13 protein-coding genes are annotated in these 14,914 nt (G+C 60.2%); 7 read left to right on the forward strand and 6 right to left on the reverse strand.

Annotation, left to right across the window (positions count from 1 at the left end; genetic code table 11):
- Positions 1-12: 12 nt before the first annotated feature.
- On the reverse strand, positions 13-1,038 hold the full coding sequence (locus FEZ63_RS22635; RefSeq protein WP_150949145.1) for a UDP-glucuronic acid decarboxylase family protein: 1,026 nt from the start codon (positions 1,036-1,038) through the stop codon (positions 13-15).
- Positions 1,039-1,530: 492 nt separating this feature from the next.
- On the opposite strand from FEZ63_RS22635, the gene FEZ63_RS22640 reads away from it, so the two are divergent.
- Genes FEZ63_RS22640 through FEZ63_RS22660 form a run of 5 tightly spaced genes read left to right on the forward strand, consistent with a single transcriptional unit; the run spans position 1,531 to position 6,106 of the window.
- On the forward strand, positions 1,531-2,628 hold the full coding sequence (locus FEZ63_RS22640; protein WP_150949148.1) for an inositol-3-phosphate synthase: 1,098 nt from the start codon (positions 1,531-1,533) through the stop codon (positions 2,626-2,628).
- The gene (locus FEZ63_RS22645; protein ID WP_150949151.1) at positions 2,625-3,224 is read left to right on the forward strand and encodes a histidine phosphatase family protein; all 600 of its coding nucleotides are present in this window, start codon (positions 2,625-2,627) and stop codon (positions 3,222-3,224) included. The genes FEZ63_RS22640 and FEZ63_RS22645 overlap by 4 nt, the downstream gene beginning before the upstream one ends.
- Positions 3,221-4,324: a CgeB family protein gene (locus FEZ63_RS22650; RefSeq protein WP_150949154.1), complete on the forward strand. Its 1,104-nt coding sequence runs from the start codon at positions 3,221-3,223 to the stop codon at positions 4,322-4,324. The genes FEZ63_RS22645 and FEZ63_RS22650 overlap by 4 nt, the downstream gene beginning before the upstream one ends.
- 2 nt (positions 4,325-4,326) lie before the next feature.
- Positions 4,327-5,139: a sugar phosphate nucleotidyltransferase gene (locus FEZ63_RS22655; protein WP_150949156.1), complete on the forward strand. Its 813-nt coding sequence runs from the start codon at positions 4,327-4,329 to the stop codon at positions 5,137-5,139.
- A 4-nt stretch (positions 5,140-5,143) separates the two neighbouring features.
- On the forward strand, positions 5,144-6,106 hold the full coding sequence (locus tag FEZ63_RS22660; protein ID WP_244622945.1) for a glycoside hydrolase 5 family protein: 963 nt from the start codon (positions 5,144-5,146) through the stop codon (positions 6,104-6,106).
- 3 nt (positions 6,107-6,109) lie between these two features.
- Here FEZ63_RS22660 and FEZ63_RS22665 read toward each other — a convergent pair whose 3' ends face one another.
- Positions 6,110-6,352 (reverse strand): hypothetical protein, encoded by a 243-nt coding sequence (locus FEZ63_RS22665; RefSeq protein WP_150949159.1) that lies wholly within the window; start codon positions 6,350-6,352, stop codon positions 6,110-6,112.
- 282 nt (positions 6,353-6,634) lie between these two features.
- Here FEZ63_RS22665 and FEZ63_RS22670 point away from each other — a divergent pair, with 282 nt between their 5' ends.
- Both FEZ63_RS22670 and FEZ63_RS22675 read left to right on the forward strand, forming a co-directional pair.
- On the forward strand, positions 6,635-7,693 hold the full coding sequence (locus tag FEZ63_RS22670; protein WP_150949163.1) for a glycosyltransferase family 4 protein: 1,059 nt from the start codon (positions 6,635-6,637) through the stop codon (positions 7,691-7,693).
- 80 nt (positions 7,694-7,773) lie between these two features.
- Positions 7,774-9,987 (forward strand): amylo-alpha-1,6-glucosidase, encoded by a 2,214-nt coding sequence (locus tag FEZ63_RS22675; protein ID WP_150949167.1) that lies wholly within the window; start codon positions 7,774-7,776, stop codon positions 9,985-9,987.
- Between the two features lie 136 nt (positions 9,988-10,123).
- On the opposite strand, the gene FEZ63_RS22680 is transcribed toward FEZ63_RS22675, so the two are convergent.
- The 4 genes from FEZ63_RS22680 to FEZ63_RS22695 all read right to left on the reverse strand — a co-directional run bounded on the left by FEZ63_RS22680 (position 10,124) and on the right by FEZ63_RS22695 (position 14,905).
- Positions 10,124-11,125: an HAD family hydrolase gene (locus FEZ63_RS22680; RefSeq protein ID WP_150949171.1), complete on the reverse strand. Its 1,002-nt coding sequence runs from the start codon at positions 11,123-11,125 to the stop codon at positions 10,124-10,126.
- A gap of 416 nt (positions 11,126-11,541) precedes the next feature.
- Entirely contained in the window at positions 11,542-12,477 is a 936-nt protein-coding gene (locus FEZ63_RS22685) for a succinylglutamate desuccinylase/aspartoacylase family protein (protein ID WP_150949174.1), read from the reverse strand.
- A gap of 25 nt (positions 12,478-12,502) precedes the next feature.
- Positions 12,503-13,531 carry a histone deacetylase family protein gene (locus FEZ63_RS22690; protein ID WP_150949176.1) on the reverse strand — a complete coding sequence of 343 codons (1,029 nt, stop codon included), beginning with the start codon at positions 13,529-13,531 and terminating at the stop codon, positions 12,503-12,505.
- Positions 13,532-13,588: 57 nt separating this feature from the next.
- Positions 13,589-14,905 carry an MFS transporter gene (locus FEZ63_RS22695; RefSeq protein ID WP_150949181.1) on the reverse strand — a complete coding sequence of 439 codons (1,317 nt, stop codon included), beginning with the start codon at positions 14,903-14,905 and terminating at the stop codon, positions 13,589-13,591.
- Positions 14,906-14,914 lie beyond the last annotated feature (9 nt).

The raw sequence follows: 14,914 nt of genomic DNA on the forward strand, positions 1-14,914 counted from the left end.
CTGAGAGATGGATCAGGCCGGAATGGCTCCGTCGTGAGCAGCTGAGGCGGCGGGCTGGGTGCGTGCGCGCTCACGTTCATGGGCGAACCACGCGATGGTGGCCTTCAAGCCGACCGCAAGCGGTGTCTGCGGAGTCCAGCCCAGAAGCTTGTTGGCACGGGTGATATCGGGCCTGCGGCGACGGGGATCGTCTACCGGCAGCGGCCGCATGACGATCCTTGAGGATGAATCCACCATCGTTCGGATACGCGCCGCGAGTTCGCCCACCATCAGTTCGATCGAGTTCCCCAGATTGACGGCTCCGCCGATTTCGCGCTCACAGGCCATCAGGCGAAGGAAGCCTTCCGCGAGATCCGATACATAACAGAATGAGCGCGTTTGCGAGCCGTCACCATAGATCGTGATATCGTCTCCCGCGAGAGCCTGGCAGATGATGTTCGATACGACGCGGCCATCATCCGCTCGCATGCGCGGTCCGTAGGTGTTGAAGATACGTGCCACGCGAACATTGACGCGGCCAGACCGCTCATAATCGAACGTCAGGGTTTCGGCGGCCCGTTTTCCTTCGTCGTAGCACGCGCGCGGGCCCGTCGGGTTGACGTTTCCCCAATAGCTTTCCTTCTGCGGATGAACTTCCGGATCGCCGTAAACTTCACTTGTTGACGCGAGAAGGAAGCGTGCGCCCATCGTCTCCGCCAGCGACAGCAGGCGCTGTGTGCCGACGACGCTGGTGAGAAGCGTGTGTTCGGGGTTAGCCTGATAATGTGGCGGAGACGCCGCACAGGCCAGATTGAAAATCTGATCGATCTTTCGGCGCTTCGATTGCAGGCTCACGGGCAGAGGCGAGATGATGTCGGCTCGAATAAGGTCGAAGCGAGGCTCCCGCTCAAGGTGATGGATGTTCTGTTTGCGGCCCGTGATAAAGTTGTCGAGTGCGATCACACGGGCGCCTTCGCTTAGAAGGGCATCGCATAAATGCGAACCGAGGAATCCGGCACCGCCAGCAACAAGGACATGCTTTCCTTTAAAACGGTTCATGAACCAGGCTCCTCACGACGCCGGTTTGATCGCGTTGGCGAACGATCTTCGGTCAGCTCACCAAATTTCAGGAATTCCGTGTGTGATCTCATGCATGCTCCTCAGATCAAATCCTGTCTGTCACAGGCGTGTCCGGATCCATCACTGATCTGCCCATTTCCCCTGACTGTGCCGGAGATGAAGGCAACGCTGTTGCGGTTGAGACGCGCGAACTTGTTGGTTTGCTTCTGAGGCTCACATCCAGTCTGGCTATTCGGGAACAAACCGGCCAACATCATCTTTGTTCCTCAAAACTTAACATTGGGATGAACATTCCTCGTAGAAGAATGTGGTCCCAGGAAAGCATGGAAAAGGAACAACTTACCTCGTTCGGATGTTGAGATCGCAACTCGAGTGTTTCGGCGCCGGCAATGACCTTCTCTTCCGCGTCGACCGGCCGACAAAGCTTGGCTTTTTGCTCGCCACGAGGTTTTTAACTTAGGAATAACTGCCATGAGGTCGAGAAAGGTTCGTGTAGGCGTTGTCGGCGTTGGCAATTGCGCATCGTCATTCGTTCAGGGGCTGGCCTACTATCGCGAGGCGAAAGACAACGAACCGGTGCCGGGCCTCATGCACGCGGAGCTTGGCGGCTATCACATCAGCGACATCGAGATCTCTGCGGCTTTCGATATCAACACACTCAAGGTGGGAAGAGACGTCTCCGACGCCATTTTTGCTGAGCCGAACAACACACACCGTTTCTCGTCGGTTCCCCGATCCGGCATCATCGTCGAGCGTGGAATGACTCTCGATGGACTGGGCAAATACCTGCGAGACGAGATCGACGAGTCACCGGAAGACGTGGCGGACGTCGCTCATATCCTGCGGGAGACGCGCACCGACGTGCTCGTTTCCTATCTGCCCGTAGGCTCTCAACAGGCGACCGAATGGTATGCGGAGCGTGCACTTGAAGCGGGCTGCGCCTTCGTCAACTGCATCCCGGTTTTCATTGCCTCCAATCCAGAATGGCGAGAACGCTTCGAACAGCGTGGACTTCCCATCATCGGCGATGACATCAAGAGCCAGGTTGGCGCCACCATCGTGCATCGCGTCCTGACGAACCTTTTCCGAGAACGGGGCGTGCGCCTCGATCGAACCTACCAGCTCAACTTCGGAGGCAACACCGACTTCCAGAACATGCTGGAGCGGGAGCGTCTCGAGTCGAAGAAGATCTCCAAGACGCAGGCGGTCGCGAGCCAGCTCGACATCCCGCTTGCGCGCGGTGACATCCATGTGGGCCCGAGCGATCACGTGCCGTGGCTGACTGACCGCAAATGGGCCTATATCCGCATGGAAGGCACCACATTCGGCGGGGTGCCGCTGAACGTGGAGCTGAAACTCGAAGTATGGGATTCGCCCAACTCGGCCGGGATCGTCATCGACGCGGTTCGTTGCGCGAAGCTTGCGATGGACCGCAAGATCGGCGGCGCGCTCACAGGCCCTTCCAGCTACTTCATGAAGTCGCCGCCCCGACAATTCACCGATCATGAAGCACGTGAGAGAACCATCCGGTTCATCGAAGGAGATGGAGAAGAGGAGGCCGCCGCGTGACCACCACGTTCTTCCTGGTGCGGCATGCGGCGCACGAACGCGGAGGCACCATTCTATGCGGCAGGCTGGAAGGGTTGACGCTTGGAGAAATCGGACGGGCGCAAGCGCAGCGGGTTTCCGAGCGCCTTGCGAACGAGAATATCGCGCGCATCCGCACAAGCCCCCTCGAGCGCGCCCGCGAAACCGCCAATGCTATCGCTGGACGCCTCGGCAGGCCGGCGGAGGTCTTGGACGAAATCGTCGAGATCGATTTTGGCGCTTGGACGGGCCTGAGTTTTGCGGATCTGGCGCAGGACCCTCGTTGGGTACGCTGGAACGATGCGAGGAGTGTCAGTCGGCCACCGGATGGTGAATCGATGTTCGAAGCGCAGGTCAGGATCGTCACCGCAATGGAGCAACTGCGCAGAGGGCATTCAGGCGAGGCCATCGCGCTGGTGAGCCATGGCGATGTGATCAAGGGCGCGTTGCTCTACCATCTGGGATTGCCACTCGACGCCTATAACCGCTTTGACGTGGATCCCGCCTCGATCAGCACTCTGGTTGTGGGCGATTGGGGATCGCGGCTCCTTCGCCTGAATGAGGTGGTCGAGCCATGAAACTCGTCGTTTTCGGGCTTACGATCTCGTCCTCGTGGGGCAACGGCCACGCCACTTTATGGCGCGGGTTATGCCGGGCGCTCGCTCGGCGCGGACAGCGGGTCGTCTTCTTCGAGCGGGATGTGCCCTACTACGCCATGAACCGCGACTTGTTCGAAATACCGGGCGGCGAGCTTGTGCTCTATGGCAGTTGGGACGAGATCAGCGCCCGTGCAAAACGCGAAATCGACGAGGCTGATGTGACCGTCATCACATCCTACTGCCCGGATGGCGTCAAGGCGACCGCGCTGGTCCTCGATGCTCCCAGTGCGTTGAAGGTATTCTATGATCTCGACACCCCGATGACCTTGTCGCGGCTTGGCGCCAAGGAGACGGCCACCTATATTGGCCCACGGCTGCTTCGTGATTTCGATCTGGTGCTCAGTTACACCGGCGGCGCCGCATTGACGAAGCTGCGAAGCGAACTTGGAGCAGGACGCGTCGAGCCATTGTACGGCCATGCGGACCCGGCGTTTCATCGGCGGGTTGCAGCCGTTCCGCGTTACACGTCCGATTTCTCCTATCTCGGAACATATGCGGCAGATCGCCAATCGATGCTTCGCGAGTTGTTCATCGAGCCGGCTCGCCTTGCTCCGCAATGCCGATTTCTGGTCGGTGGCGCGCAGTATCCGGACGATTTCCCGTGGTTGCCGAACATCTTCTTCACGCGACATCTGCCGCCATCGGAACATCCGGCGTTCTTTTCGTCCTCACGTCTCACGCTCAACGTGACGCGACAGGCAATGGCCGAGATGGGCTGGTGTCCCTCGGGCCGCTTGTTCGAGGCCGCAGCGTGCAGGACGCCAATTCTATCGGACACGTGGGAGGGCCTTTCCCGGTTCTTCGAGCCGGGAAAGGAGATCCTTCTGGCGCGAACGGCGGACGAAGCGGTTGCCGCTGTCGAACTCAGTGACGCCGAGCTGAAACGCATTGCCACAGCCGGCTATGAGAGGACGATGCAAGAGCATACCTCCGAGTGCAGAATCAACGAGCTTGAGCGGTTGCTCGACGACTGTCGCTCGGGGTCAGCGTCAGATGCCGTCGCTATGCTGGAGGCTTGATCATGTGGGGTATAGTACCTGCCGCCGGCAACGGGAGCCGCATCCAGCCTCTGGCATTTTCGAAAGAGCTTCTCCCCGTGGGGAGTCGCCTCGAAAGTGGCATCGAGAGGCCATGCGCGGTGAGTGAGTACTTGCTCGAACGCATGATCCATGGCGGTGCCGACAAGATCTGCTTTGTCATCTCGCCCGGCAAATCCGACATCATGGCATATTATGGCGCAGCGTATGGCAACGCGTTCATCGCCTATGTGATTCAACCCAGCGCTCGCGGGTTATGCGATGCCATCTTTTGCGCGTCGGCTCTGATCCCGCCTGACGAAAGCTTGATCGTAGGCCTGCCGGATACGGTTTGGTTTCCCGACAAGGCGTTGCAGCAGCTTCCGGAAGACGTGCTCTCCTTTTTGTTGTTTCCCGTGCCCAACCCGGAGGTTTTCGATGCCGTCGTGATGGAAGACAACGGACAGGTACGGGAGATCCAGGTAAAGCGCGTCGACGCGGCTTCTCACTGGATCTGGGGTGCGTTCAAAATGCCCGGCCGGGTTCTGGAAGAATTGCGACAACTCTGGCTGACACGCCGGTGCGAGGATGAGTATTTCGGGACCCTCGTCAACGCCTATCTGTCGCGAGGCGGTTCGGCGCTCGGCGTCAAGGCGGGTCACTCATACGTCGATGTCGGAACGCTGAACGGCTATCGCGCCGCCATGAGCCTTCTTACCAACGCCGCACATGAGCCCGACACGGCGGGCGCGCGCGTCGGGCTCGGTTGGCCGGCGGGCCGATCGTTGGGCCATGTTCACGACCCGAGAAGGGAATGATCGCATGATCGAAGCCGCGATGATTTGGAACGAGCCAAACAACAAGTCGCATTGGGACCCGGAGATAGACCCCGAGTGGCGGCTGTTCTCGGAGATGGCCATCGCGGCCGGCCAGGCGATCGAGGCAGAAAACTCCAGCCTGCCTCGCGTCCTCGGCGGCATCTCACCCATCGATCCGGGCTTCGTGCGCACATTGGCAGAACGCGGCGTTCTGGATCATCTGGATGTCGTTGCCCTGCACGGCTTCCCGCTCGACTGGAACCTCTGGCAAATCGACGAATGGCCTGCCAAGATCGACGAGATCCGCGAGGTGACGGATCTGCCGATCTGGGTCAGCGAAGTCGGCATCTCGACCTTCGGCGCGGAGGAAATCCAGGTCTGGGGCCTGAACCGTACGGCCGAACTCTTGATCGGCAAGGTACCGCGCATCCACTGGTACAGTCTCTACGATCTGCCGCGGGCCTGGGGAGCGACGACGCGACACCGGGAGGCGGAAGGCTCATCCTACTTCCGGCATTTCTATATGGGGCTCTTGCGCGAAGACGGCACGCCCAAGCCTGCCCTGCACGAGTTTGCCAGGTACACACCCGACGTGGGATTCTGCCAGTGGTTCCATTACCAGGACCCGCGTTTGGATGACGCTGTGGGTTGGATGAAGCGCCTCGGCGTCAAGTATCTCCGGACCGGCATCTCCTGGGCGGATAGCTTCCGCCCGAACGCCCTCGACTGGTTTGATCGACAGATGGAGGCCCTCGAAGATTTCGACGTGACGGTGACATTCTGCTTCACGCCGGAGCACCGGGGAATCGCTCCGCACCACACCAGCCCGCCCCAGGCGAAGGAAGAGTTTGCAGAATTTTGCGCATCCATGATCCGGCGTTATACCAATGCCAAACCAGTCTCGCAGCGACCTGCGGGGGGCGATCTCATGGTCCCGTCGCATAATGTGCCCTGCAACGAAGCCTGACGCTCAAAGCTTGGGAACGACCGGGAGGTCCTCGTCGCCTGCCTTCAGAAGCTCGACCAATCGGGCAATTCGACCGGATGGAATCGCCCGACCCTCGTTGAGCATCACCTCGTCATTCTCAATCCAGGCGCGCGCCTCGACCAGTTCAGCTTGGGTCGCGGCGGTGTCGAGGATCTCACTTATAACCTTGTCGTTTGCCGGTCCGATCAGGACCTTCACCTCATCGTATGTCAGCTTGGCAGCCATGTCTGTTCTCCATCAATCTTGAGTTTTTGGATTGTAGGGGCCAGAGGGTGGCGATTCTGCCGCTCAGGTCAGGGCGGTCCTGTAAGCCGCTTGGCCAGCTTGCCGAAGCCCAGAAGGTTTAAGGCTGACATAGGCTCGCTTTTCACATTCGCCAACGGCGCCAAGCAGACGCCTGTCTCTGCAAACCATGCGCATGCCGTGACATAGGGCATGTGATTGGAACCGCCACTCCGGTCTGCTGGTTAAACGCCCAACAGGCTCCCCTAGATGCGGAGATTCCGGATGCGAATTGCGCAGGTTGCTCCTTTGGCCGAATCAGTTCCGCCCAAGCTTTACGGTGGTACCGAGCGGGTTGTTTTCTGGCTTACCGAGGAACTCGTGCGTCAGGGACACGAAGTCACGTTGTTCGCAAGCGGAGACTCGATGACTTCGGCAAAGCTCGTGCCGTGTGTTCCCCGAGGATTGAGGTTGTCGGGAATCCGCGACCATGTGGCCAGTCACCTCGTCATGATGAACGAGGTGCGCTCGCGGGCGGATCAGTTCGACATCATTCATTTCCACGTGGATCTCTTGCAGCACGTATTGTTCCGCGATCTCGCTCATAAATGCCTCACGACGCTACACGGCAGGCTTGATGTTCCCGACTTCATGCCGGTGTTCCGGACTTTCGATGAAATGCCGCTGGTTTCGATCTCAAAACACCAGCGTGCCCCGATGCCGCCGAACGTGAAGTGGCTCGCAAACGTCTATCACGGGCTACCTTCGACGATTTGTACGCTCAGCGTGCGGGCTGGCGAGTACCTCGCGTTCCTGGGTCGCATCTCACCGGAGAAGCGTCCTGATCGCGCCATCGAAATTGCCAAGCGCGCTGGTATTCCGTTGAAGATCGCCGCCAAGATCGATCCAGCGGACCAGGGTTATTTTGCTCAAGTCGTCGAACCGCTGCTCGATCACCCGTTGATCACATTCGTGGGGGAGATCGACGATAGCGCCAAGTGTGATTTTCTCGGGCACGCACTTGCGCTCCTGTTCCCGATCGACTGGCCCGAACCTTTCGGTCTGGTAATGATCGAGGCAATGTCGGCCGGCACACCCGTGATCGCCTTCGACCGCGGCTCGGTGCCGGAAGTGATTGCGAGCGGAATCAGTGGCTTTATCGTCAAGACGGTGGAGGAGGCCGCCACGGCCGCCCATCGAGTGAGGGAACTGAGCCGTGCGAATGTCCGGCAATATTTCGAGCGCCGCTTCACGGTGGCCCGCATGGCCAAAGATTATGTGAGTGCATATGAGGCGCTCCTTGCCGGGGCGAGCGTCGATCCGCGCCGCCTGATCGCCGCCTAATCAGCACCGACCGCTTGCAGTCCGCTTGGCTAGGAGCAGTTTCAAAATTTCGATTACGCGCCCACAACGAGGATCCTGGCATGAGCGAACGCGTCGTAAGTCCAGCGTCAGATCATAACGAGAATCCTCCGGAGCAGCGCTCGGAACATTCGATCGAGACGCAGACGTCGCTTGTCGAGCGCGCGCTACGGACACTGAAGGTGGGCGACGCCTTTGCGGTGCTGGACATCCAAGGCGATTGTGGCTCCGTGCCGGATTCTCCGGAGGGCCTCTTCTTCGAGGACACACGCTATTTGTCGCGCTTCGAGTTGCGCCTTGACGGTAAGCGACCGCTGCTCCTGGGATCGGTCATTCAGGACGACAACGCGGCGCTCACCGTCGACTTGACGAACCCCGATATCCTGTCCGGAGAGAAAACGATGCTCCCGCGGGACATGATTGCGCTGAACCGGACGAAATTTCTCTGGCAGGGAGCTCTCTATGAGCGGATTGGCCTTCGCAATTACGATGCGCACCGTCGCGTCTTCCGCCTCGACTGTTTTTTTGACGCCGATTTCCGCGATCTGTTCGAAGTCCGCGGCATGCAGCGGCCGCACCGCGGTCGCCGCACCGTGGCGGTGCTCCCCCCTGACTGCGTCACGTTCCGCTATGAGGGTCTCGACGGCGTCATGCGTCAAATGACAATGCGCTTCGAACCGTGGCCGACGCGGCTGGCGTCCGACCGCGTCACCTACGAGATAGGACTGGAGCCGGATGAACGCCGCTCGATCGTAATCACGGTGGCCTGCGAAGAGCAGGAGCCCGGAGGGACATCTCGTTCTGAGGTGCCGAACTTTCTCAAAGCTTTTCGAGACGCGCGTCGCGCTCTACGGGCGGTGACGAGCAAGGTGGCCAATATCGAAACGTCGAACGACCTCTTCAATGAGGTCGTCTCCCGTTCGTCATCCGACATGTACATGCTCGTGACGCCAACCGAGAACGGCCTTTACCCATACGCCGGCATCCCCTGGTACAGCACGGTCTTTGGTCGAGACGGCATTATCACCGCGATGATGCTCCTGTGGGCGGACCCATCCATCGCCAAAGGAGTCCTGCGCTATCTGGCGAAGATGCAGGCGACTGACATCGATCCCGCGGCGGACGCTCAACCGGGCAAGATCCTTCACGAGAGACGCCTCGGCGAGATGGCGCAACTCGGCGAGGTGCCTTTCCGGCGCTACTACGGCTCGGTCGACGCGACGCCGCTCTTCATCATGCTGGCGGGGCAATACTACGAATGCACCGGCGACGGCGAAACGATCGAGGCGATTTGGCCGAATATCGAGGCGGCGTTGCGCTGGTGCGATGAGTACGGCGATCGCGATGGCGATGGCTTCGTCGAGTACCATCGCGAAACCGAAAAGGGACTTGCCAATCAGGGATGGAAAGACAGCCACGACTCGGTATTTCACGCCGATGGTTCGGGAGCCGAAGGTCCCATCGCGTTGTGCGAGGTGCAGGCCTATGTCTTCGCGGCAAAACGGGCGGCTGCACGGCTCGCGATCGTGCGCGACCGACCGGATCTTGCCGCTAAATATATCAGCGAGGCCAATGATCTCCAATCGCGCTTCGAGGCCGCGTTCTGGTGCGAGGAGATCGACACCTATGCGTTAGCGCTCGACGGATCCAAACGGCCCTGCCGTGTGCGGACGTCGAACGCCGGGCATACCCTGTTTGCAGGCATTGCAGCGCCTGAACGAGCCCGCCGTGTTGCCGCGACACTGATGGGCCCGGACTCGTTTAGCGGCTGGGGGATTCGCACGCTCGCGCGAGGCGAGCCGCGTTACAACCCGATGTCATACCACAACGGCTCGGTTTGGCCTCACGACAACGGGATGATCGCGCTCGGAATGGCGCGGTATGGATTGAAGGCGCAGGCCGCGCGGATTTTCAAGGCGATGTTCGAAGTGGCAACGTACCAGGAACTGCGCCGCCTGCCCGAGCTCTTCTGTGGATTCACCCGCCGCCGCCATCGCGGGCCAACCGCCTATCCGGTCGCCTGCTCGCCGCAGGCCTGGGCTGCGGCGACACCCTTCATGCTCCTCGGCGCCAATTTGGGGCTCCAACTTGATTGTGCCGGCAACGCCGTGCGCTTCAATGATCCGATCCTGCCGGACTTCCTGGACGAGATCGTGATCCGCGGGCTGCGCCTGGATACGTCACGCTTTGTCTTGCGGCTGCATCGCTATGGACGGGACGTGGCGCTAAATGTGCTGGAGCATTCCGGCGATGCTCGCGTTCTGCTCTGCAAATAGCAGGCGCTCGCATCGCCGGTGCGTCCGACACGCATGACGCCTTGCCATCAGAACTTGCTGACCGCAACGGTGCCGCATCGCCCGAACTCGCGCAATACTTGGCTTTCAGTTGAACCGGCATCGCGCCGACCTTGATTTAACGCCGCGGGTAGATCGTCCTCCAGTCGTTTTTCATATCGACAACAAGCCAGCCTCGGCGGGGTGCTTCATCGAGCGCCTTGTCGAGTTTGCCCACCGCGGAATGGCGATCGTAAGCGTATTCGCGCTCCGCATCGGTATGGTGGACGATCAACGCGAAGCGCGGACCGGCATCGAGCGTCGTCCATTGCAGCATCTGAAGGTCTCCGTCCGAATTGCCGGCGGCGAAGATTGGGCGCCGTCCGACAAAGCGGTTGATGCCGACCGGTTTGCCCGGACCGTCATCGATGAACTCGACCGTCGGGAGCTTGTTGATGACTGGCTTGTCGCCGTTCAGTTCGAAGGCGGTCTTCCCGCTCGATCCGATCACCTGTTCGGGCGGGATACCATAAGCCTTCTCCGCCCACGGCCGCATGAATTCGACACCGCCACCTGAGACGATGAAGGTCTTGAATCCGTTCGCCCGCAGATGGGCCAGCAGCTCGAGCATCGGTTGGTACACGAGCGCCGTGTAGGGGCGGTGGAATCTCGGATGTTGCGCGGTGGCGATCCAGTCGCGGACCGTCTTCTCGAAGTCGGCGGTGCTCATGCCGCTATGGGTCGCGGTCACGAGTTCCACAAGTCCCTGCTCGCCGAGCGCCGCCAGCGTCGCCCGGTCCGCCTCCAGCACCGCCTTGAACGGCTGCGTCTCCTTCATCTCCGGCCGTTCTTTTGCCATGGCGGCAATCCGGTCGAAGACGAACATGGCCTGGACATAGTTCGGCTGCTCGGTCCACAGCGTCCCGTCATTGTCGAAGGTCGCGATGCGTTCCTCGATCGGCACGAAATCGGGTCCGCCCTCCGTCGTCACGCGCTTCACGAATTCGACGATCGCCGACTTGGCGTTGCCGTCGTTCCAGGACGGCAGGGGATCGGTCTGGGCGACAGAATGTGTCGCCGCCAGGCCAGCGGTCATGGCCGCAAAGATCAACAACAAGACCCGTCGCGTAAACATCGTCATTACACCTTTTCAAAGCTGGGCTGGCAGGGGCGACGGTCGGTCGTCGTCCCTGACGATTCACTTGCCGGGCAAAACGGTATCTGTTGGCAGCCGGACGAACTGGACGGGAGGCTTCGCGGCGTTCGCCTTGATCTTGTGAGCGGGTTGTCGGCGTCGTTCTGCGAGTTGCTGTCCCGGGCATTTGCCTGTCCCAGTGCGAGCGATAGACCGAACCTTATTCGCACAGGAGCATTGATGCCCGGTCCCATTTGGCCCTCATTGCACGTCAACAATGGCCGGACTGTACGATGTCATGCGCGGCTGTCCACCCACTTTCGACGCAACGAGGACGCTGACATATCCCGCCGCCGTCACTTTACCTCGCGCTATTGACGGCGCGCTGCCGTGCAATGACGCGGTAAACAGGACGACCGAGGCTAGTCCACAAGCAGCGTGCCGACACCGAGAAGCGCCTCGCCCTTGTTCACCGAAAGGCTGGTCAGCCGATACAGGATAAAGCCCTCCTTCTCCGAGCGGACGCTGGCGAGCACTTTCCCGAACACGTCTTTGATTTCGCCCAGAATTTCGCCGGCCACGACAGGCTCGGAGAGCTCTTTTCTTGCATACCATAATCCATCGCAGGGGGCTGACGGCACCCACATGGTGACGAATTTGGGCATGGCCTGAGGCGCCGGCTTCACCGGTCCGGAAATCATGCCGAGGGTGTGCATGACGCGCTCGATCCCGGCGATCATCTGGCCGACGGTCTCCTCACCCCAGAGGCCGTTGCCGCTCACTTCGGGAAGAATGCTCGGCACACCGACCCTGTGCGCTGCGTTGATGGTATAGCCCTCGCCTCCCGCAGCAATCGCGACCGGAATCCCGAAGGCGGTCGCGAGCGCTTTCGACTTCTCGCAACCGCTCGGGAAAATCGTAAAAGGCGCGAGCGACTCGTCGAGATCCCCGCCGTGAAGATCGAGATATGCGTCGGCTTGCGGATAAACGCTTGTTACGAGCCAATTCGCGAGACGCTCGCTGGTGGTTCCATCAGGCTTGCCGGGGAACATGCGGTTCAGATTTTTCCCGTCTTCAGGCATCACGTAGATGCTGCGCCGGCGAAAACCTTGCACGTTGAGGATGGGCAGCACGACGAGCGTTCCCTTGATCTGCTCAGGCCGCATCTGCAGCAGTCGGATGGCTGCCTCCACCGAGCAAAATTCCGAACCGTGCACGCCGGCCGTGACGAGCAGGCACGGACCTGGCTCCGCCCCTTCGATGATGCCGAAGGGAATTTCGACGCCGTCGATCGGTTGAATGTAACCCTGCTCGATACGAGCTTCTCCTGTGCGGATTGGCGGCAGTGTCTTCATCATGGTTCATCCCGGTTGACGAAAATGTTCAGGCTGCCTTGCCCTCGAAGGCGCGGAAAAAGCTTCGCAGATAGCCGCCGAGATGAGGACTGAGGTAACCGCCCTCCTGCACCAGAAGAGTCGGCAGGTCGAGCGTGGCGAACTTCCGTCCGGCTTGGGCGAACCCGTCATTGGTGATCTTGAAGGTCGCAACAGGATCGTGCTCCGAAGCATCGAAACCGAGCGAAAGCACGAGCGCACCTGGCGCGAACTCACGCACCCGCGTGAGCGCCGCATCCACAGCCTCGAGCCAGAGAGGGTCCGGCGTCGCCCATGGAAGCGGCTGATTGAAATTCAGCCCCCGCCCCGCACCTTCGCCGATCTCGTCGGCATGGCCCGCATAATACGGCGCGGAGAGCCGCGGGTCGACGTGGATGGAGCAAAACAGCACGTCGGGCCGCTCCCAAAAAATAAATTGCGTGCCGTTGCCGTGGTGCACGTCGATATCGACGAGCGCCACCTTGCCGTACGTTTTCGTCAGGCGATTTGCCGCGATCGCAGCATTATTCAGGAAGCACACGCCCGTCATGAGATCCGGATAAGCGTGATGGCCCGGAGGGCGGCACAGCGCATAGACCGGACTGCCCGATGCCGCGAGACGGTCTGCTCCGTGGATCGCCGTCTGAGCACTGGCGTAAACGGCCGGCCATGTTCCCTCCGTCATCGGACACGATGTCGAGTTCGAGTACCAACCAAGTTCGCCCAGCAGTTCTGTCGGTTTCCGGTGCATCCGATGGGTCGGGTGCACATTCGGGATCACCTCAGGCCCATAATCAGGGTTGGCGGCCCAGCGGGAATAAACCGTCCTAAGAAATTCGACATAGTCCCGATCGTGAATTTCGGTCACCGGATCGAGGCTCCCGAGTGGAGCCTTGACGATTTCGTGGCCATCTTCCTGCACGATGTTCAAGAAAATCCGATAACGTTCCGCTCGATCGGGCTGGTCGACGAACTTCCCGGTCCGGAAGACGAATTCGGGGTCGTGAAGAGCCTGATCGGGGTGATGGACGACAAGCATCGATCGTTGTCCTTTGTTGTTCTCGCTTGGTTGGTTCAGTCGAGGTTTGGCGGAGGCTCAATCGAGCGACCGGCCTCGCGTCTCCGGCGTCAGGAAGATGTGCGTCAGAAGCGTGATTGCGCAGATGATCATCACGTAGATGGAGATGTAGAGCGGCCCTCCGAGTCCTTGCAGCCACGTTGCGATCAATGGCGCCGTGCCGCCGAAAATCGCCGCGCAAACCGCATAGGGGATGCCGATGCCGGAGGTGCGAACTTGCGTTGGAAACAGTTCGGCGAATAGCGTTCCGATGACCGAATTGTTGAGAGAGATGAAAATCGCGCCGACCACTGCAACGAACAGGAAAGTGCCGAAGCTCGGGTTTCCGACAAGCATCGACAGGAGCGGATACGTGAAGACAAGGAAGCATACCGCCGCAGCAATCAGGAACGGCTTGCGCCCAATCCGGTCCGACAGATAGGCGAAGGTTGGAACTCCGACGCAATAGGCTGCGGTCGCCGCGATATTGCCGGCAAATCCAGCTGCCCGGTCGAGACCGCCGACGAGGTTCGCATAGGTGGGAAGGAAGATCAGCCAGAGATAATATTGGACGCCGTTCATCTGCACGACGAACACGATGAAGGCCTCCTTGGGATACTTCGCCAGTGAGGCGAGGATCGAGGCGGCGCTGAGTTTCTGCTTGTCCTTGATCTTCTCGAAGGCTGGCGTTTCATCGATCCCCCGGCGCATGTAAAGCCCGTAGAGCGACAGGAGGGCTCCCAAAAGGAAAGGCAACCGCCAGCCCCAGGAAGCGAGGGCATCCGGCGGAAGAAATCGCGTCGTCAGGCTTGCGACCGCCGTCGCCACCAGAACCGACAACCCGATGGACACCATCTGCGGCGAGGCGCCAAGCGCGCGATTGCGATCAGACGCATGCTCGTTCAGAAACGTGATCGCAATCTGGAACTCGCCACCCGAGGAGAAGCCTTGCAGGAGGCGCGCAGCGACGATGATGATGGGCGCAGCAACGCCGATCTGAGCGTAAGTCGGGCATAAACCGATGATCAGGCTGCCGATACCCGCCATGATGATGGTGGCGGAAAGCATCGTGCGCCGTCCGTATTTGTCCGCCAGGGGAGAGAGCACAAATGCTCCAATCGGGCGACCGGCAAAACCGATGGCGAAAGCCGAGAAACTCGCGATCAGCGAGGCGGTGGGGTCGTCCGCCGGAAACATCTGGACGGCGAAAATGCCTGCCAACAAACCGTAGATCGACCATTCGTACCATTCGATGAAGTGACCGATTGATCCGCCGAAGATCGTCTTCAGTCGGGACGACGATGCACGCGCATCCACCGGGGTCGCGTCCCCGTAGGCTCTGACACTTTCACTCATGACTTACCC

Source organism: Microvirga brassicacearum, assembly GCF_008757455.1.
GTDB classification, from domain to species: domain Bacteria; phylum Pseudomonadota; class Alphaproteobacteria; order Rhizobiales; family Beijerinckiaceae; genus Microvirga; species Microvirga brassicacearum.